The following is an 18,462-nucleotide window of genomic DNA, read 5'->3' as shown; positions in this document are numbered from 1 at the left end:
GAGCTTCTCCGTCTTGCCGGGAAATTCCACCGCCCCGCACGCGATCCCGACGCCGCAGTCACAGGCGACGCGCTTTCGAATCAGGAGGGAGGGAGGGAGGGAGGGAGGGAGAAATTTTTCAGCAGTTCCGCACAGCGCGACAGACTTTTCCCCAAATCGGAGCTCATGTCCCCTTCCAGCCAATCCAGCAGGAACCCCGCCAGCGCGAAGCGGCACACGGAAAGCAGCAGTTCCCGGTTCTCCTTCTCCGCGAAAAGCCCGCCTTCCCCGGCGCCGACGCAGCGGGCCACGGCGTAGCGCACCCAGACGCCCAATTCCTCGATGAACGTCTCGCGCGGCAGCGACCTGTAGACGTGCATGACGGCCGCCCGGCGCCGCGACAGCGCGGCGACGACCGCCGCCGCGCCCGCTCCGTCGGCGAACAGCTCGTCGAGCCAGCCGAGCACGGACGTGCGGAGCAGATCGCGAAGATCCTGAAAGTGATAGTAAAACGTGTTGCGGTTCACGCCGCAGCGCGCGACGACCGCTTTCACCGTGATCTTGCCGAACGGGCGCTCTTCCAGAAGCTGCCAGAACGCGCTCTGTATTTCTTTCTTCGTAAAATCCATGGCGGCCGCCTTTCCGACGCTCCCCGCGGAACTTCGCCGCCGTCGAGGGACGGAAGGCGCGGCTCCGCCGCGGCGTCACCAATATGATCGATCATACCTCAAAACGCGCGCTGCGTCACGGACTTTTCACGGCGCGCGAAGATGCGAAAAAGCGGGGCTGCCGAAGCAGCCCCGCTTTTTGCGTATGCAGAGATTCGCTTAGAAGTTCAGCAGCGTGCGGAAGCGGATCTGGTTGTTGTCGTAGTTGGGATCGAAGAAGCTGCCGTCCATATCGGCGTAGGCCAGCTCGAAGTAGAGGTTGGGGCTGTACTGGTAACCAATGGCCACAGACCACTCCTTGGCATCCCAGAAAGTGTCAATGTCGTACTTGACATAGCGCTCGATCGTGCTCCACTTGTCGTTCCACTTCTGCTTCGCCTTGACAAAGAGGACGTCCACGTCGTCCGGCAGGGTGACGCCCGCAGAGATGTCGCCCGGCCACAGGACATCGCTGAAGGACCAGGGGCTTCTGTCGATGTAGAAGCCCTGGTCGAGCTTGGCGTACTCGACCCACAGGCTGGTGAACTTCAGCACGTCCTGGTCGACGTCGAGGATGACCTTGAAGGCCTTGGGATCGTCGATGGCCGCGCCGTCGATGTCTTCCATGTAGTAGGCGCCCTTCAGCTCGAGGCCGTCCATGAAGCTGAAGCCGAGGCCGGCCCAGTAGGTCTTGTAGTTCGTGTCGCCCACGTTGTACCACAGGCCGTTCAGGCTCAGCCAGAACTTCTCGCTGAAGTCGAACTTCAGGCGGGCGCCGTAGTACTCGTCGCTGGCGTTGTCAGCGTAGATGTTGCCGCCCTGGTTGGAGGCCGCGAAGCCCTCGACGGTGAACATGCCGCGGTTGTACTTCAGGTCGAAGCCGCGATAGTTGGCGTCCATGTTGAACGCGTCGTTGTCGTCGTACAGTCCGTCTTCGTCTTCCCAGTCAAGGTAGAACTGACCGCCGCGCATCGTCAAGCCTTCCAGGCCCATGAAGTCCTTGGCGGTGACCCACCAGCGGTCGAAGTTACCCCTGTGCCAACGAGCGTCGAAGCTGACGCCGTCGCTCAGGTCGCGGTGCAGGAACAGACGGGCACGGTTCATCGTGAAGCCGTCGGCGCCGGCGCCGGTCGCAGCACCGTCGTTGTCCCACGCGTTGTAGTCGAAGCGCATCTGGCCGGTGATCTTCCATCCGCCGAGGCCCTTCTCAAGCGCGCTCAGGCGGCTGTCGAAACCGTCCACTTTCACGCCCAAGGCTTCCAGCTCGGGCTGGAACTCCACCACCAGCGCCTTCAGCTTCTCCAGGTCTTCGCCGCTCAGGCCGCCCGCGGCCATCATGCGCGCCACCATCGTGGCGATCTCGTAGCGCGTCATGGCGCGGTTGCCCTTGAACGTCCCGTTCGGATAACCTTCCAGGATGCCCTTCGCGCTCAGCTGCTCCACGGCGTCGTACGCCCAGTGGTTCATCGGCACGTCGCTGAACGGGTTCGCGGCGAACGCGGGCGCGGCTACGGCCACCAGCGACGCGGCGGCTACTACGGCGAGCATTTTCTTCATACTCATTCTCAAAACTCCTCCTCAAACACGGAACAATGATGTGTGACGCCTCATGGCGCCGTTTCCCGGCCGTTCGGGGCGGAAAACGGATCGTCGCGAACCGCGTTTGTGGGGAGTTTCCACGTTTCCTCGCCCGTCGCGCTTTCGTTCCGTCCCGTTTCACGCCTGATGCGGCCGTGAAATGTTGTTTTATATTGCACGAGCCTCCCCGCGGGAGGTCCGCCACACGCTTTCGGTCATGCGGAGTGTTCTTCGCTTCCGGCGATGCGCCGCTCGAGGTAAGAGAGGTGTTTCTTGAGGACGTGGCGCTCTTCCTTGAGGTTTTTGATGCTGGCCCGGAGCAGGCGGTTCTCGACCCGCAGCTTTTCCGTCTCGCCCAGCTCGTCGGCTTCGCCGAGGCTGCGTCCGGTGCCGCGCCGATCCTGCAGGCCGGCCGCGCCGTACTGGCGGTATTTGTTGATCCAGGAATAAATCTGGCCGTAGCTGACGCCGTACTTGCGGATCACTTTGAGGCAGTCGGCGCCGTTGTCGAGGTAGTAGTTGACGATCTCCAGCCGCTCTTCACACGTGGTCTGCCGTACCTTGGCCATGCGCGCCACCTCTCTTGCCTTCGTTCCACACTTCTCACGCATACTTTACTTTGCCATTTTACGAAAGATGTCTTTGCGGGCAATAGACAATATCGACTCAAATGCCTATAATTCAGGCAGATATATAAATGTTGGCTGGATAACAAGCTTTAAACAAAACTCGCACGACACAGCAGAAGCCGCCGCGGCGCAAAGACGCGGAGAAAAACATGAATCCTCAAAAAACGAAAACGAGGGGGACGACCGGATCAATTCCAGTCGTCCCCCCTCGTTCTTTGCGCCGCGAAGCGGCCCTGTCTTATGAGCTTCTCTCCGCATCCCCGCATCGTTACAGTGTTTTTTGTTTCCGCCGTTCCGCCGCTGCCCAACGTTTCTCAATATTGACATCATATTGCTAAAATCACTATAATATCATCATAAAGGGGTGATGATCATGGCTACAGCCACCAAAGACAGCTCGATTCAGATCAAAGTCGATCCCAAACTGAAGGCCGACGCGGCCGGTATCGCCGAAGAGCTGGGCATGAATCTGTCCACTCTCATCAACGTCTACCTCAAGCGCGTCGTCGCCGAACGCGGGATCCCGTTCCCCCTCGCCGCGCCCCTGACGCCCAACGCCCGCACGCGGCAGGCGATCCGCGACCTCCGCGCCGGCAAGACGAAACGGTTCGACACCGCGGAAGAAGCGCTCCGGGACCTGGGCATCTGAGATGCTGCACGTCGAATTCACCGCCCAGTTCCGCAAAGACCGAAAGCGCATGGAAAAGCGCGGCGCCGACATGGGCAAGCTGCGAGAAGCCGTCCTCATCCTCGCGGCGGAGGAGGAACTTCCCCCGCGCTCTCGGGATCACGGACTGACCGGCGAGTGGAAAGGATGCCGCGATCTTCACATTGAACCGGACTGGATTCTGATCTACGAAATCCGCGGCGACGTCCTCGGCCTCGTCCGAACGGGTTCGCACGCCGATCTTTTCGACAGATAGACGCCGTTTTCAGACTAGGGCTTGTTTAAAAAACGTCAAAGTTGCCTAAATCGATCCAATCGCTTAAACTTTTCTCATGGAAGAGAGAAGATATGAACTGACCTCCAGCGAGTGGAATCGAATCAAGAGAATGCTGCCGCCCGAACACCCGAAATCAGGTCAACGTGGACGCCCGGCAAAATACGATAACCGCAGGATCATCAATGGGATTCTGTGGCTTGCCAGAAGTGGAGCGCCATGGAGAGATCTTCCGGAGCGTTACGGCAAATGGCAGGCAGTTTACGCACGTTTCAGGCTGTGGAAACAGCGGGGAATATTCGAGGCGATCTTTGCCGCCCTAAGCGCTGATGCCGACATGGAAAATCTCTCTATCGACTCCACGTCCTGCAAAGTACATCAAAGTGCCAACGGGAGAGGGAAAACCCCGGAAGGGGGAAAAAAGGGGCTCAAGCGATTGGCATGTCCAGAGGCGGCAAGAATACGAAAATTCATGCGATAGTAGATGGTTTAGGCAATCCGCTGGCGCTCCTGCTCAGTCCCGGCAATGACCACGATTCCCGCCATGCCGTGTCCTTGCTCGGGCAAGCGGAAATCAGAGGGAGCAACGTCATCGGCGATAAGGCTTACGGTTCGCAAGCCATCAGAGAGTACATTACTTCTCGGGAGGGAAGTTACACTATCCCGCCGAAGAGCGATAATCCCGAACCGTGGTTTATAGATGAGCATGTTTACAAGGAACGACACTTGGTTGAATGTTTCTTTCAGAAAATCAAATGGTTCCGTAGAATTTTCACCCGCTATGACAAACTTGACGCTTCGTTTTTCGCTTTTGTTCTTGTCGCTGCCAGTGTTATTTTATTGAAATAATACAAGCTGAAATGTTTTTTAAACAAGCCCTAATTCTTGATAGAAAGTATTAACATAGTTTTCCGGGGGCCGCGGGGGAGTTCAGTCGCTCGGGACTCCCTCGACCGCTACGCGGTCTGCGCAGCTCGCTTTGTGAATCTCCCCCGCAGCCCCCTTGTGTTCGGCCTTTTAATTAAGAAATAGTATCAGACACCCCGCCTCGGGCAAACATAAAACACGAAAACGAGGGCGGACGACTGGATCGATTCCAGTCGTCCGCCCTCGTTTTCTGCGCCGCGAAGCGGCCGGATCGTTTCGTTTTTCCCGGCGCTTTGGCGGCGGTTCTTGTTTTCCCATTCGCCGCCGCTTCGCGGCGGAAGTCGTTTCGGCCTACTCGGCGGTGATGACGAACTCGACTTCGGTGCCTTCGGCAACGTTGTTGCCGCCGGAGACGACGACGTCTTCGCCGATCTGCAGGCCGCCGGAGACGGTGACCATGCCGCCGGTGGCGGCGCCGGTGACGACTTTCTGGATCGCGGCCCTGCCGTCGCGGATGACCATGACGGAACCGTCGGCGCGCAGCGCTTCGCTGGGGATGACGAGGGGATTCTCCTCGCTGGTCTCGACCAGCAGCACGCGGGCGAACATGCCGGGGCGCAGCTTGAAGCCGGTGGCCTGGTTGTCGACGGTGATCTCGGCGCCGATGGTGCGGGTGGAGGTGTTGATGTAGGGGTCGATCAGCGTCACGGTGCCGTAAAAGGTCTGCCCGCTCAGGCTCTCGAAGGTGAGCACGGCGTCCATGCCGAGGCGCAGGCGGCCCATGTCGCGCTCGGGGATGTCGACGCGGGCCTTGAGGCGGTCGACGCGGCCGATGCGCAGCACGTTGGTGGCGTCTTTGACGAGGGCGCCGAGGGTAAGGTCGTAATCGTCGAGGATGACGCCCTTGATCGGCGCTTTGAGCTGGTACTCGCTGAGCAGCACGGCCTGGGCGTCCAGATTGGCCTGGGCCTGCTTGACCTGCGCGGCGGCTTTGGCGTTGGCGGCCACGGCGGCCTGATAGGTGGTGCTGCGCGCGTCGTACTCCTGCTGGGTGGCGTAGCCCGACTTGCGCAGGCGGCCGTAGCGGTCAAGCTCGCGCTTGGCGTCGGCGAGCGTGACGGCGGACTGGGAGAGTTCGGCTTTGCTGACGGCGACCTGGGCCTGCATGGAGTTGTACTCGGCTTCCTGGTTGCGGCTGTCGAGCACGACGAGCGTGTCGCCGGCCTCGACGAGGTCGCCTTTGGCGACGACGAGGTTGTCGATGCGGCCGGTGACTTTGGGGTTGAGGATCACTTCTTCGAGGGCCTGCAGCGTGGAGGTGGTGGTGATGCCCTGCTGCACGCTGCTGAGGCGTTTGACGACGGCCACCTCGACGCGCGGCAGCGGCGCGACGGGCTGTTTGGCGCGGGCTTCGGCGCGGGAACCGAACCACGCGGCGGCCGCGGGGCCGCACAGGGGCGAGAGGGCGGCGGCAAGCAGCGCGGGCAGAAGATAGACTTTGAGTTTCGCAAATTTCATGGGCATTGACCTCACTTTGTCTTCTTTCGGGAATCGGCGCGGAGGCCGGCGCTTTTCGCCGGAGCGGCGGCGCGGTCGCGAAGATTTTCCTGAAGCAGGGCGCGCTCGATGAGGACGCCCTGCGCTTTCCACAGGTTGGCCTGCGCCTCGCGGCTGTCGCGGAGATACTGCGCCAGCAGCTGGAGCGCGTCGGTCAGCTCGCTGCGGGCCTGCAGCACGTCGATCTGCGTGTTGACGCCCTCGCGGTAGCCCGATTCGGCGTAGGCAAGGCTCTCTTTCGCCAGCTGCACGTTGGCGCGGCCGGCGCTGAGGGTCTCCAGCGCGTTCTGGAGGCTGAGCCATCCGTCGGCAAGTTCGGCCTTGATGCTGTCCTCTTTTTCGCCCAGGGCGTGTTCGGCGGCTTTCAGTCCGGCTTTGGCGGCGCGGACATTGCCGCTGGCGCCGCCGCCGTCGTAGACGGGCACGTCGAGGGTGAGCGAGGCGGTCCACTGGTTTTTGTCGGAGACGCCGCCGAGGCCGCTCGACGCGTAGCCGAAGCGGTAGCCGCTGCTGAGGCTGAGCGTGGGCAGCAGGCCGCTTTTCGCCACGGCGATCTCGTTTTTCCGCGAGGCGGCGGCGTAGCGCAGCGACTGATAATCGCCGCGGCGTTCGAGCACTTCGCGAATGGCCGCCTCGACGTCGTCGGGGATCTTGCGGGCGTCTTCCAGTTTGGGCAGGTTATCCTCGAGCGAACCGGAGAGGGCGAGGTCCGTCTCGGGGCGCATGCGCAGCAGGCGGCACAGTTCGATGCGCGCCGCTTCGAGGTTGTTCCCGGCGGCGATGTTGCTTGCCCGGGCGTTTTCCTTCTGCTGGCGCACGCGGGTGAGGTCGAGGTTGGTGGAGAGGCCGTAGACGACGCGCTCGTTCAGCTCTTTTTCGGCGTTGCCGTAGTAGTCGAGCGCGTTCTCGGTGTTGCGCAGCACTTCGCGGCGGTACAGCACTTCGCAGTAGGCGTTCCAGACGGTCAGCGCCACGCTCTCGCGGGCGCTGCGCAGGTCCTGCTCGGCCTGTTTGACGCCGAGTTTGCCCTGGCGGGCCCGCGCCTGATTTTTGCCGCCGGAATACAGGCTCTGGCTGACGGTGACGCGCGAAAGCAGTTCGTTGTCGGGATAGCCCGGAATGCCGTCGTAGGCGTTCCCCTGCCCCTGAAGGTTCAGCTGCGGGTTGAGCGCGGCGCCGGCCGCCCTGCTCTGTCCTTTGGCGCTCTCCACGTTCTGCTCGGCCGTCAGCACGGTAAAGTTGCGGTCCAGCGCGATGCTCAGCGCTCGCCCCATGGTGAGGATGACCGCTTCGGAGTCGCCGGCCGCGGGACGCGCGGCGTTCCGCAGCGCCTCAAGTGAACTGGCCGCCGGCGCGCCCGGCGCGGGGCACCCCAGCAGCGAAAACGAGAGCGCCAGCGCGGCCGCCTGAATTCTTTTCATGATGTTCGCTTCTCCTCTCTTGCCTAAGGCAGCGCCTTCTGGAAAAGTTTGCGTCCCAGGCGCTCTTTGACGTTGTCCAGCACCAGATAGACGACGGGCACGACCAGCAGCGTCAGCAGCGTGGAGGTGAACAGCCCGCCGAAGATCGCCACCGACATGGGCTGGCGCGATTCGGAGCCCTCGCTCAGCTTCAGCGCCGCGGGAATGGCGCCGATCAGCGTGGACAGCGAGGTGATCAGGATGGCGCGCAGGCGGCGCGGGCCGGCGTCGATGACGGCGCTGACTTTGTCCATGCCGCTCAGGCGGTTCTGGTTGATGAAGTCGACGAGGATGATGCCGTTGTTGACGACGATGCCGACGAGCAGGATGATGCCCATGTAGGCCATCACGTCGAGCTTGACGTTCATCGCGTACATCAGGCAGAAGGTGCCGGGGGTCATCAGCGGCAGCGAGAACATGACCGTGAAGGGATGCAGGAACGATTCGAACTGCACGGCCATGATCACATACATCAGCGAGATGGCGATGAGCAGCGCCGTGAACAGGCGGGCGAACTCTTTCTGCATGTTCTTGGTGCGCCCGGAGGGCTGGAGGGTGATGCCGGACCCCTCGGGAATGTACTTTTTGCCGAGCTCCTGAATGTAGACCATGGCTTCGCCCATGGAGTAATCGCTGGTGACGTTGGCGGAGATGGTCAACGCGGTCTGGCGGCCGTAGCGCTTGATGACGCTGGGGGCCATGACCCGGTTGACGGTGATCAGGCCGGGGGCCTGCACGATCTCGCCGGCGCCGTTCTTGAACGAGACGATCTGCAGGTCTTCGAGGCTGGAGCGCTGGCCGCGGCGGGCCATGAGGCGGATGTCGTAGCGGTAGCCGCCTTCTTTGAACACGCCGGCCTTGACGCCGCCGAAGTAGGCCTGGATCTCCGTGGACAGCGAACGCACGTCGACGTTCATGGCGTCGGTCATGTTGCGGTCGATGGAGATGTTGAGCTGGGGCTTGTCGAGGCGCACGTCGGTCTCGACGTCGCGCAGTTTGCTCATGGTCTTCATCTCGGCCATAAGTTTCTGGGCGAGCGCCGCCAAAGTTTCCGTGGGGGCGCCGGACATGACCATTTCCACGTCCTTGCCGCCGAAGGTGGTGAAGTTCATGGTCACGTCGCGGAAGCCGGCCACGGAGTTGCGCACATCGTTCATGACGACGTCCTGGGCCTCGCGCAACTTGCGCGCGATCAGCTGCACGTAGATGCTGCCCTTGTTCGACTCGCCGCCGCTGCCGGAGCCGGCGGAGATGATCGTGCGCATGACGCCGGGATGGCGGCGCGCCACGTCGGCGATGCTCTGCATGACGCGGCCGGTCTCCTCGATCTCGGTGCCGGAGGGCAGCTCGCAGTTGATGATGAAGATGCCCTGGTCGTCGTTGGTCGAAAAGGTGGAGCCGACTTTGCCGGCCACGAAGACGCCGAAGGCGAAGATGCCCAGCGCGGTCGCCAGCGTCACGGCCTTGTGATGCACGGCCGCGGTGAGCACGCGCCGGTAGCCGCGTTCCAGAGAGCGCAGCAGCGCGTCGCAGAACTGCGCGGCGCGGCCGGGCGGCGTGATGCGCAAAATGCGCGAGCAGGCAAAGGGCGTCAGCGTCAGCGAGAGGATCAGCGACAGCGAGATGGTGACGACGACGGTGATGCCGAAGGCGTAGAAAAAGCGGCCGATGATGCCGCCCATCGTGGCGATGGGGGCGAACACGCCGATGGTGGTGAGGGCGCCGCCGAGCACGGAAAAGCCGACCTCGTTCGTGCCCTTGAGGGCCGCGTCGAAGGGCAGCAGCCCCTTGTGCATGTGCGTGTAGATGTTCTCCAGCACGACGGTGGTGGCGTCGACGACCATGCCGACGGCCAGCGAGATGGCCATCATCGACATGTTGTTGACGGTGATGCCCAGATACGACAGCACGCAGAAGCTGCCGATCAGGCAGACGGGCATGGAGATGACCGTCACGAACGTGGCGCGGAACGTCTGCAGGAAAAACAGCATCAGCAGCGAGCAAAGGATCACAGCCTGGATGATGTCGCCGCCGACGCCGTTCATGGAACGGCGGATGAAGTCGGACTTGTTGTAGATCTGCTGCATCGTGATGCCCTCGGGCACCATGCCCTGCATCTCGCCGAACTTGGCGACGATGGCGTCGCACACTTCCACCTCGTTGGCGCCGCGCTGTTTCATGACGCCCATGACGATGGTGGACTGCTCGTTGACGAAAGCTTCGCTGTCCTCCTCTTCGAAGCCGTCCTCCACGTCGGCCACGTCGCCGAGGCGGATCACCACGCCGTTGCGCGTCGTGACGGGCAGGCTCTTGAGCTCTTCCACCGAGGAGTATTCGCCCTCGATGCGCAGGTCCATCTTGAAGCGGTCGATGCTGAGGCTGCCGGCGGGAAGTTCGACGTGCTTGCTGGCGATGGCGCTGGACAGGTCGCTGACGACCAGACCGCGCGAGCGCAGGCGCACCGGGTCGATCCAGACGCGGATCTCGCGGTCGCGCAGGCCGGGCATGCTGACGTTGCCGACGCCGTTGACCGACTGGAACTGCACCTTGGCCACCTTGTCGGCGAAATAGACTTTGTCCCTGTAGGGCGCGTCGCCGGTGATGGAAAACATCACCAGCGGCGAATCGCCGATGTCGTACTTGGCGATGATGGGCTGATTGGCCTCGTCGGGCAGATCGGCCTGGGCGGCGTTGACTTTGTCGCGCACGTCGGCCGCGGCGGCGTCGATGTCGCGGGCCAGGTCGAACTCCACGACCGTGACGGCGGCGCCCATGTAACTGGACGAGCTCAGGCTCTCGATGCCGGAGATGGTGTTGATCTGCTCTTCCAGCACGTCGGTGACGTCGTTGTCCATAACGGCGGCGGTAGCGCCGGTCATCGTCGTCGTCACCATGACGACGGGCAGATCGACGTCGGGGGTCTGCTGCACGCCCATGCGGGCGTAGGAAAACAGCCCGAAATACACCAGCGCCAGCGTCAGAACGGTGACCGTCACCGGCCTTCTCAATGATGTTTCCGTAATCCTCATTTTTCCTCCGTACAAATGCCGCGCAGAAGCCAGTCCGCGACCAGCTCGCGGATCTGCTGCGAATCCGTGTTCAGCGCGCCGTGAAAGCGGCTGCCGATTTCCACGCCCATCAGCGACGAATGGAGCGCGGCCGCCATCAGGACGGGATCGCCGGGACGTACCGAACCGTCCTTCATGCCCCGTTCCATGACGGCGGCAAGAACCTCGTGCACACAGTCCATGGCCGCGTCGTCCCGGGCCGCCCCTTCCGGACCGGCCTGCCTCATCACCACGTCGCCGATGGCGAAGTGAAGAAAGCGGAACTCCTTCATGCCCTCGATCGATTTCAGCACGATGCGGCGCAGCAGCCGGCAGGTGTCGCGCTCCCGCTCCATGTCGCGCCGGATGCGGTCGGTGATCTGCCGGGCAAGACAGTCGCGGATGAAGAGGATCACGGCGTCCTTGTCGCGAAAATAATTGTAGACGGTGCCCTTGGCCACGCCCATGCGCGCGGCCAGATCCTTCATCGTGAAGCGGCGCCACTCCGCATCGCGCAGCATCGCGCAGGCGCACGCAAAGGCCTTGTCCCGCACCGCCGCAGTGATCAGCTCTTTGTTCTCAGCCGAAAGTTTCGGCACGCTTCCCGCCTCCTTTCGCGCCGTCGGAAGACGGCAAGTCAAAATAACGACCCTCGGTCATTTTTATTCGAACGAGGATATTATAGCCATCACCCGGCCATCTGTCACCGCCCCGTTCCCGCGGCTTAATTACAAAAGCGGGAAGAAAACGAAACCCGCCGCGGAGTCACGGAGAAACGCAAGAGAAAAACGCGACGCCGTTTTTCGCGGCGAAGCCGCCGTGCAATTTTATTTTTCGCCGTTTCTCCATGTCTCCGTGGCAGCCGTCGTTTTTTTCCGTGCGCCGCACGACGAAAAAGCCTCCCCCAGGAGACCCAGAGAGCCGTGGCACCCGAAAAGATCCTCTTACCGCTGCTTCCTTCCGGACCTGACGGGATTCGTGGTTTTTCGCCGCACGGGGCTGGGCCTCCTGCGAGAGGCTTCAGACATATTTTAACAAAATCCGCGCCCTTTGCAAGGGCGCGGCGGGGATGTTCCACGTGGAACACTTGAATCGAAAAAAGATAACGACAGGATTTTTCGCAGATGCGAAAAAACGAATTACGCCTTTTCGACGGAGGCGTTCGGGGCGTTCTTGCGCACGCTTTCGATGCCGTTCAGGCAGCCGGCTTTGGCTTTGTAGCCTTCGGAGACGGCGACGATCTGGCCGTTGCGGGCCTTGAGGCGGAAGCGGAACTCGCCGGCCTTGTCGGCGTAAAGCTCGAACTTCGGGTTCTTCCGGACGGCACAATCCTTCTCGGTCTGATCTTCCACGACGGCTTCGGCCGCGTTCTTCACCACGCTTTCGATGCCGTTGCGGCAGGCCGCCTCGGTGGTGTACACCTCGGACGTGGCGATCACCTCGCCGTTGCCCGCCTTCAGATCGAACTTCAGGCCCGACGCGACGCTTTTCATCACAAACTTTGCCACTTTCGTCTCCTCCTTTAGCAAGCATATTTCATGAAGCCGCTCTCAGCTTAACAGACTTTTATCAAAAAGCAAGCGAGGTCACGACGAAAAACAGATTTTTGCAGCTTTCTTCCGATCGGGAGCCGCCGCGTCGAAACGGAGCCGGGAGCGAGCAGGCAGCCGTCCGCGCGGAGGGCGTGGCGGACGTTCGTCGTTTGAGCGTCTCCCCGTTTCGCCGCTCAAAAACCGAAAGCCGTCAAATAGCACATGGTGCAAAAGGACGCGATCCCAAACCAGACTGCCAGGCAGAGCGGCGGCTTTATCAGCAAAACGAGGACGACCGCGAGACCGTCCACCACTTTTTTCCACGTGATTTCGATCTTTTTTCTGTAACGCTTCTTTCCGCCGTCCTCTGCAAGGGTATAGATCCACGGGGCATCATAAAGCCTTGCCATGCCGAAAACCACAAAGTAAATCGGCACGACGGGAACCATAATGCAGAACCACACGGCCGAGCCGCCGAGAGACAACCTTGCAAAGTCGAATCCGTTGAGAAAGAGGGCGACGATCGCCGGCAAAAAAATGACCGCGAAACTCAGCAGCGCGATCCCCATCATCCGTTTCGGCGACCTGAAAAGATAGACGACGGGCTGGACCTTGCCGTCCAGTTTCCTCAAGAACACCGGCCGGGCCACCTTGCGCTCCAGGATCTCCTCGCGAAGGACAAGCTTCCCCCGTCCCTGCGAAAGGTCCGCTCTCCCGAGGTGAATATCTTTCGGTAAGACCCGATCTCCCCGCTGTTATTCGCGAAATCGCCGAGCATGCACAGATAGACGATCAGATAAAAGATCCCGAGCATGCCCGCGATGCCCAGGCTTTCCCAGAGATCCATGCCGGAAAGCCTCAGCGCGGAAAACGTGGCGCCGACAGCCAAAAGCAGCGTCACCATGGCTTTCAGCCACCACGGCAGAGTGACGTAATACGTTTTCTTCTCCGCTCGGACGCTGACTTTGCCCGTCTGTCCGTTCACGGCCGCATGGATATCCCCGCCGGAAATATAATAGACCGGCAAAAGCACTGGCAGCCTGACGGCGGACTTTGCCTCCGTATTGATCTTGATCGCCTTGGTGCCCCACATCTTTTCCAGCTGCGGCCGGTAGTTTTCCGAGACCTCTTCCGTCATCCGCCTTTCGGCTTCGGCCTCGGATATATCCGTTATCTTTACATGCTGTCCCGCCACATAGGCGAAATCGAAGGCTTCAAGACCGTCCAGATCGAACGGTTCCATGGCGTCCAGCAGTAAATTGTCGAGCTGTTTCGAACCGTTTACGAACTCATCGTTCACAAAACCCTCGAAGCCGTAGACCTCGGCCGTCCTCTTGCAGCTCACGCGGCAATGCACCGGGCCGCGCACCATCTCGTAGGGAAGATAGAATCCCTTCAGCTCGGGGATCAGGGGGCGCAGATGCTTGGCCTCCTTTTTGCGCCTGTTCCGGTCGCACCATTCTTCCAGCCTTTGCTGCGCTTCCGCTTTCGTGAGCCTGAACGGGATGACGCTCTCCGGCAGTCCCGCCTCGTACAGATACTCTTTCCGCACCAGGCTCCTGCCGCAAAACGCGCATTTCGACAGAGCCTCGTTTTCCTCGAACACAATCGTCGCGCCGCACCCGCTGCAGGACGCAGACTCCAAAGCAAACGCCTCGGCCGACTTCTTCATTTTTTTCTGCTGCGCGTTCCGGTAATCCTTTTTTTCCTCCAGCGCCGCCTCGACCTTCACCGTTCCGCCGCAGTAGCCGCATTCATAGACCTGATGGACAATGTCGAAGTTTGCCGGCGCCCCGCACTGAGGGCAATGGATGTTCAGTATCTCTTTCCCCATGACTCGGTTCTCCTTTCGATCGCCGCCAAAGGGCATGATCTCATCGTCGGCCCAATCCGGAACCGGAGAAGCGCTTATCACTTTCTGTCGGGAACCGGCGTTACGGCTCCTTTTCTTCGGAACAGTAGAAACGGGACAGGCGGCTGCTCAGCCGGGTCTTGTCGGCGCTGCTCATCAGCGGATTCTGATGGAGCAGCCTCGTCAGCGTTTCCCGTTCCGTTTCGTCGCGGCCGGGGCGCGCGCCGGCGCCGAGGAGCAGTGCGACGGCTTCGGTCGTTTTGTTGTAGGCGACGGCCAGCTTCAGCGGCGTCCAGCCGTCTTTGTCGCGGAGGTTGGCGTCCGCGCCCGCCAGCAGCAGGAGGCGCACCACGGCGGGCGACGGCACGACCTGCTTGAGCGCGTACATCAGCGCGCTCATGCCGCCGCGGTCGCCGCGGTCGATCTGCGCGCCGGAGCGCAACAGGATGTCGACGACGGCAGCGTCGCGGTTGTAGGCCGCGGCGTACATCAGCGCCGTGCGGCCCTGCCGGTCGCGGGCGCCGACTTTCGCTCCCGCTTCGACGAGCAGATCGACGACGACGGCGCTGCGTTTCTGCGCGGCGATCATCAGGGGCGTAGCGTGCTCGCCGTTTCTCGTTTCCAAGGGCGCGCCGCGCTCGAGCAGGACTTTCAGCGCCGCCAGGCTGGCATTGGAGTTCAGCGCCGCCGTCAGCGGCGTCACGCCGCGTTCGTCGCGGGCCTCGGCCGGAGCGCCCCGGCGCAGCGCCGTTTCTATCTCCGCCGCCGAGCCGCGCGCGCATAAGGCAATAAACTGCCTGGCGGCCGACAATTCCCCGCCGCCGGCGACGAAGTCTCCGTCCGCGTCCAGAATGATGCGCAGCTGTTCGTATGTCTCGCCCATGGAATCCATCCCCTTCCCTCCGCATTTATTATATATGAAAGATCGGAAAGTTGCGACAGATAAAAATCTCTCCCCGCCGGGACGGATCCCTCGTCGCCGGATTTTATGCCACGACGGGGACGAGCGTGTTCTTTCCCCAAAAATTGCGGTACAATAGAGGCGAAGTTCACTGAAACTAACGCCAACGGATTTTCGAAAAGGGTGAGACCATGATCAAACGCGCTTTTATCGTCGCGGCGCTGACGCTGTGCCTGATCGCCGGAACGGGCTTTTATTACCGCTCGCGGCTCGACGCGCTTTCGGCCGCTTCCTCGGGGGCGCGGCGCGCCCACGCCGGCGAGAAGGAGCTGGACGGGCTCTATCTGCTGGCGGTCAATCCGCGCGTGGACGCGTCCGGCGAACTGCTGCGCGGACTGCGCGAGGCCGCGCTGGGACGGCCGGCGCGCTTTGGACGCCCCGGCGAGCTGAAGCTGGCCTACACGACCGACGAAAAGGCGCTCGGCGTTTACGCGCGGCGTCTGGCGCGCCGGCTGGAACGCGCCGGCCTGAACGTGAAACTGAGCCCCTGCTCGCCCGTGATGCTGCGGTCGAAGGCGCTCGCGGGCAAGTACGATCTGTTCGTCACGCCGCGGCGCGTCATCCTCATGAGCGACATCGGGCGGCTGGGCGCGCTGACGTTGAAAGCGCGGGAAATGGAGCGCGCGCTGTGAGGCGGCTCAACGCGCTGGTCACGGCGGCCCTGCTGGCGCTGCTGGCGTGGCACGGCATGTCGGGCAGCTTCATGCTGCTGGGAGTCAACGCCGGCACGGACAAGATCGTGGCCTGGACGGCGATGGCGCTGGCGGCGCTGCACGGCGCCATCGGTCTGGCGCTGACGGTCCCGACGCTGCGCGCTTCGCGGCGGGGCGCGCTGTATCTGCGGCAGAACGCGCGCTTCTGGGCGATCCGCCTCAGCGGGCTGGCCCTGATCCTGCTGCTGTGCCTGCACGTCGGCGTCTTCGGGCGCGTTCGTTCGGGGCAGTTCGTGCTGTTCGAGTTCACGACGCTGAAAATGCTCGTGCAGATCCTTCTGGCCGCGGCGCTGGCGCTGCACGTGCTGGCGGGGCTGGGGCCGCTGCTGGTCTCGCTGGGCGTCTGCCGCTACCGCGTCTGGCAGGGGGACCTGCTGTTGATTTTCTCGCTGCTGCTGCTGTTTTTCGCGGCGGCGCTGATCTTTTATTACGCGGAGTGGCAGTGGCGATGAAGACGCTGCTGATCGTCGGCGCGGGTCTGGCGGGCCTGGCGGCCGCCCTGACCGCCGCGGAAAAAGGGGGGCGCGCCGCGCTCGTCTCGTCGATGCCGTCGGAGCGCGCCCAGTCGGTGATGGCCGAGGGCGGCATCAACGCGGCGCTGAACGTGAAGGGCGAAAACGACAGCCCGGCGCAGCACTTCGCCGACACGTACAAAGCCGGCTGCGAGCTGGCCGACGCCGCGGCACTGCGCGGCATGACCGAGGCGGCGCCGGGCATCGTGCGCCGCCTGCTGGAGATGGGGACGCAGTTCAATCGGACAAACGGCGAGATCGACCAGCGCCATTTCGGCGGACAGAAGAAAAAGCGCACCGCCTTCGCCCAAAGCAGCACGGGCAAGCAGATAATGACGGCGCTGATCGACGCCGTGCGCCGTTACGAAGGCGAGGGGCTCGTCGTCCGTCTGCCGCATCACGATTTCGTCACGCTGCTGCGCGACGGGATCGCCTGCGGCGGCGCGGCGCTGCGCGACCGTTTCGACGGCTCCGTGTCGGAAGTCCGCGCCGACGCGGTGATCATGGCGACCGGCGGCATGCACGGCCTTTTTTCCGACACCACCGGCTCGCTGAACAACACGGGCGAAGCCGCGGCCGAACTGTTCCGTCTTGGCGCGCCGATCGCCGACGGCGAGTTCATCCAATACCACCCCACCACCGTGTCCGCTTCGGGCAAACGACATCTGATCAGCGAGGCCGCGCGCGGCGAGGGCGGGCGGCTTTTCACGATACGGGACGGCGAGCGCCGGTACTTCATGGAAGAGAAATACCCCGAGCTGGGCAACCTGATGCCGCGCGACGTCACCGCGCGCGAGATCTGGCGGGCGCGGCGCGGCGGCCCCGTGTTCCTCGACCTCACGGAACTGCCCGAAAACGTGATGAGCCGCAAGCTGGCCGGCGTGGTCGACACCTGCCTCACCTACCTGCGCCTCGACCCGCGCGAGCGGCCCATCCCCGTCGAGCCGGGACTGCACTACTTCATGGGCGGCCTCAAGGTGGACGCATCTCACCGCGTCGCCGGGTTCGAGAACCTGTACGCCGCCGGCGAGTGCGCTTGCCTGTACCACGGCGCCAACCGCCTCGGCGGCAACTCGCTGCTGGGCGCCATCTACGGCGGGCAGATCGCGGCGCGCACGGCCCTCGGCGAGGCGAAAGCCCCGGCGCGCTGCCGCGCCGGCGAAGCGCCGCCGCCTGCGCCGCAGCGGGACGTGAACGCCATGCACGCGGTCACGAAGCGCTGCCTCGGCGTGGTCCGCGACGGCGAGACCATGGCCCGCGGCCTGAGCGAGCTGGAAAAGCTTTCCGGCACGCTGCCGCTGCTGGCCCGCTCTCTGCTGCAAAGCGCGCTGGCGCGAGAGGAAAGCCGCGGCGCGCACTTCCGCAGCGACTTTCCCGCGCGCGACGACGCAAAGTTCCGCCGCGCCAGCGCGGCGCGCTTCGACGGCGCGCGCGTCGCCGTCACGTTCGAGGACGTCGGAAAGGGGGACGAGCGGCCGTGAACTTCGTCATCCGCGTCAAACGCGCCGCCGGCCCCGGCGCGCACGTTTTCTGGCAGGAATTCGCCTACGAAGGCGACGAGTCCGAGTCCGTCGCCGCCGCGCTGCGCGAGCTGAACGCGCGCACGCCGCTGACCGACCTGGAAGGCCGCGAAGCGCCGCCCGTCCGCTGGGAATGCGGCTGCGCCTGCGGCAAGTGCGGCGCCTGCGCCATGCGCGTCAACGGACTGCCGATGCTGGCCTGCAAAGCCTTTCTCGGCCCTCTGGGACGGACGGTCACGCTCGAGCCGCTGAGCAAGTTCCCGCTCGTCGCCGATCTTGTCGTCGACCGCGGCGTCATCTTCGAACAGCTGAAAAAAATCCATCTGTGGCTCTCCGGCAAAGCCGTGACGCGCGAAAAGACCCACGAACTGCGCTTCCAGTCGGCCCGCTGCCTGATGTGCGGCTGCTGCCTCGAGATCTGCCCGAACTTTTCCGCCGGAGGCGGCTTCGCCGGCGCGCTGGCGGCCGTCGGCGCCTACCGCATGTTCAATCAGGAGAGCGACGAACCCCACCGCGCCGAAGCGGCGAAACGATATGTCAAACATTATTACGCCGGCTGCGGCACCTCGCTGGCCTGCCGCGACATCTGCCCGGCCGGCATCCCCGTGGACGAGCTGATCTCCCGCAGCAACGCCGCCGCCGTCTGGCGAAGGCGGTCGTGAGCCTG

At 63.0% G+C, this 18,462-nt stretch carries 18 protein-coding genes and 1 other RNA gene; 7 read left to right on the top strand and 12 right to left on the bottom strand.

The window, feature by feature from the left end; translation table 11 throughout:
- Positions 1-80: 80 nt before the first annotated feature.
- The 3 genes from RAH42_RS04575 to RAH42_RS04565 form a co-directional block, all read right to left on the bottom strand.
- Entirely contained in the window at positions 81-608 is a 528-nt protein-coding gene (locus RAH42_RS04575) for a TetR family transcriptional regulator (protein ID WP_120371569.1), read from the bottom strand.
- Between the two features lie 198 nt (positions 609-806).
- The gene (locus tag RAH42_RS04570) at positions 807-2,189 is read right to left on the bottom strand and encodes an S-layer homology domain-containing protein (RefSeq protein ID WP_078015938.1); all 1,383 of its coding nucleotides are present in this window, start codon (positions 2,187-2,189) and stop codon (positions 807-809) included.
- 230 nt (positions 2,190-2,419) lie between these two features.
- The gene (locus RAH42_RS04565; protein WP_158606205.1) at positions 2,420-2,773 is read right to left on the bottom strand and encodes a helix-turn-helix domain-containing protein; all 354 of its coding nucleotides are present in this window, start codon (positions 2,771-2,773) and stop codon (positions 2,420-2,422) included.
- A gap of 433 nt (positions 2,774-3,206) precedes the next feature.
- On the opposite strand from RAH42_RS04565, the gene RAH42_RS04560 reads away from it, so the two are divergent.
- The 3 genes from RAH42_RS04560 (at position 3,207) to RAH42_RS04550 (ending at position 4,623) form a co-directional block, all read left to right on the top strand.
- Positions 3,207-3,482, top strand: coding sequence for a type II toxin-antitoxin system RelB/DinJ family antitoxin (locus RAH42_RS04560; protein ID WP_168170016.1), 276 nt, complete (start codon positions 3,207-3,209; stop codon positions 3,480-3,482).
- Position 3,483: 1 nt separating this feature from the next.
- Positions 3,484-3,756 (top strand): type II toxin-antitoxin system YafQ family toxin, encoded by a 273-nt coding sequence (locus tag RAH42_RS04555; protein WP_078015935.1) that lies wholly within the window; start codon positions 3,484-3,486, stop codon positions 3,754-3,756.
- 76 nt (positions 3,757-3,832) lie between these two features.
- Positions 3,833-4,623, top strand: a protein-coding gene (locus tag RAH42_RS04550) for an IS5 family transposase (RefSeq protein ID WP_317539161.1) whose coding sequence is annotated in 2 segments (ribosomal slippage) — positions 3,833-4,201 and positions 4,204-4,623 — 789 coding nt in all. Because the reading frame shifts where the segments join, the coding sequence is not laid out codon by codon here.
- 369 nt (positions 4,624-4,992) lie between these two features.
- Here the strand turns inward: RAH42_RS04550 and RAH42_RS04545 are convergent.
- The 9 genes from RAH42_RS04545 to RAH42_RS04505 form a co-directional block, all read right to left on the bottom strand.
- Positions 4,993-6,159, bottom strand: coding sequence for an efflux RND transporter periplasmic adaptor subunit (locus RAH42_RS04545; RefSeq protein ID WP_317540037.1), 1,167 nt, complete (start codon positions 6,157-6,159; stop codon positions 4,993-4,995).
- An 11-nt stretch (positions 6,160-6,170) separates the two neighbouring features.
- Entirely contained in the window at positions 6,171-7,619 is a 1,449-nt protein-coding gene (locus tag RAH42_RS04540; RefSeq protein ID WP_078015933.1) for a TolC family protein, read from the bottom strand.
- 23 nt (positions 7,620-7,642) lie between these two features.
- Entirely contained in the window at positions 7,643-10,654 is a 3,012-nt protein-coding gene (locus RAH42_RS04535) for an efflux RND transporter permease subunit (RefSeq protein ID WP_317540036.1), read from the bottom strand.
- Between the two features lie 29 nt (positions 10,655-10,683).
- Complete coding sequence (locus RAH42_RS04530) at positions 10,684-11,304, bottom strand: TetR/AcrR family transcriptional regulator (RefSeq protein WP_317540035.1); 621 nt, start codon at positions 11,302-11,304, stop codon at positions 10,684-10,686.
- Positions 11,305-11,612: 308 nt separating this feature from the next.
- Positions 11,613-11,711, bottom strand: an RNA gene (gene ffs, locus RAH42_RS04525) — signal recognition particle sRNA small type.
- Between the two features lie 133 nt (positions 11,712-11,844).
- On the bottom strand, positions 11,845-12,213 hold the full coding sequence (locus RAH42_RS04520) for a YegP family protein (protein ID WP_120371577.1): 369 nt from the start codon (positions 12,211-12,213) through the stop codon (positions 11,845-11,847).
- A gap of 218 nt (positions 12,214-12,431) precedes the next feature.
- Positions 12,432-12,875 carry a hypothetical protein gene (locus RAH42_RS04515; protein ID WP_317540034.1) on the bottom strand — a complete coding sequence of 148 codons (444 nt, stop codon included), beginning with the start codon at positions 12,873-12,875 and terminating at the stop codon, positions 12,432-12,434.
- Complete coding sequence (locus tag RAH42_RS04510; protein ID WP_317540033.1) at positions 12,866-14,071, bottom strand: hypothetical protein; 1,206 nt, start codon at positions 14,069-14,071, stop codon at positions 12,866-12,868. The genes RAH42_RS04515 and RAH42_RS04510 overlap by 10 nt, the downstream gene beginning before the upstream one ends.
- A 100-nt stretch (positions 14,072-14,171) precedes the next feature.
- Positions 14,172-14,972, bottom strand: coding sequence for an ankyrin repeat domain-containing protein (locus RAH42_RS04505; protein WP_317540032.1), 801 nt, complete (start codon positions 14,970-14,972; stop codon positions 14,172-14,174).
- A 209-nt stretch (positions 14,973-15,181) separates the two neighbouring features.
- Between RAH42_RS04505 and RAH42_RS04500 the strand changes: the two genes are divergently transcribed.
- From RAH42_RS04500 to RAH42_RS04485, 4 genes are read left to right on the top strand one after another with little or no spacing between them, the layout of a single operon-like run.
- A complete protein-coding gene (locus tag RAH42_RS04500; RefSeq protein WP_120371580.1) occupies positions 15,182-15,682 on the top strand; it encodes a hypothetical protein in 501 nt (166 codons plus the stop codon).
- The gene (locus tag RAH42_RS04495) at positions 15,679-16,215 is read left to right on the top strand and encodes a pilus assembly protein PilX (RefSeq protein WP_120371581.1); all 537 of its coding nucleotides are present in this window, start codon (positions 15,679-15,681) and stop codon (positions 16,213-16,215) included. The genes RAH42_RS04500 and RAH42_RS04495 overlap by 4 nt, the downstream gene beginning before the upstream one ends.
- Positions 16,212-17,756, top strand: coding sequence for an FAD-binding protein (locus RAH42_RS04490; protein ID WP_317540245.1), 1,545 nt, complete (start codon positions 16,212-16,214; stop codon positions 17,754-17,756). The genes RAH42_RS04495 and RAH42_RS04490 overlap by 4 nt, the downstream gene beginning before the upstream one ends.
- Positions 17,753-18,457, top strand: coding sequence for a 2Fe-2S iron-sulfur cluster-binding protein (locus RAH42_RS04485; protein WP_317540031.1), 705 nt, complete (start codon positions 17,753-17,755; stop codon positions 18,455-18,457). The genes RAH42_RS04490 and RAH42_RS04485 overlap by 4 nt, the downstream gene beginning before the upstream one ends.
- The last annotated feature ends 5 nt before the right edge of the window (positions 18,458-18,462 follow it).

Source organism: Pyramidobacter sp. YE332, assembly GCF_033060595.1.
GTDB lineage: Bacteria > Synergistota > Synergistia > Synergistales > Dethiosulfovibrionaceae > Pyramidobacter.
The sequence above is the reverse complement of the archived record's forward strand: the minus strand, read 5'-3'. Positions and strand labels throughout refer to the sequence as shown.

Coding starts and splice junctions, on each gene's coding strand:
- RAH42_RS04560 (WP_168170016.1), top strand. CDS start 3,207: ATGGCTACAGCCACCAAAGACAGCTCGATTCAGATCAAAGTCGATCCC.
- RAH42_RS04505 (WP_317540032.1), bottom strand. CDS start 14,972: ATGGGCGAGACATACGAACAGCTGCGCATCATTCTGGACGCGGACGGA.
- RAH42_RS04490 (WP_317540245.1), top strand. CDS start 16,212: ATGAAGACGCTGCTGATCGTCGGCGCGGGTCTGGCGGGCCTGGCGGCC.
- RAH42_RS04555 (WP_078015935.1), top strand. CDS start 3,484: ATGCTGCACGTCGAATTCACCGCCCAGTTCCGCAAAGACCGAAAGCGC.
- RAH42_RS04570 (WP_078015938.1), bottom strand. CDS start 2,189: ATGAGTATGAAGAAAATGCTCGCCGTAGTAGCCGCCGCGTCGCTGGTG.
- RAH42_RS04540 (WP_078015933.1), bottom strand. CDS start 7,619: ATGAAAAGAATTCAGGCGGCCGCGCTGGCGCTCTCGTTTTCGCTGCTG.
- RAH42_RS04545 (WP_317540037.1), bottom strand. CDS start 6,159: ATGAAATTTGCGAAACTCAAAGTCTATCTTCTGCCCGCGCTGCTTGCC.
- RAH42_RS04565 (WP_158606205.1), bottom strand. CDS start 2,773: ATGGCCAAGGTACGGCAGACCACGTGTGAAGAGCGGCTGGAGATCGTC.
- RAH42_RS04575 (WP_120371569.1), bottom strand. CDS start 608: ATGGATTTTACGAAGAAAGAAATACAGAGCGCGTTCTGGCAGCTTCTG.
- RAH42_RS04500 (WP_120371580.1), top strand. CDS start 15,182: ATGATCAAACGCGCTTTTATCGTCGCGGCGCTGACGCTGTGCCTGATC.
- RAH42_RS04510 (WP_317540033.1), bottom strand. CDS start 14,071: ATGGGGAAAGAGATACTGAACATCCATTGCCCTCAGTGCGGGGCGCCG.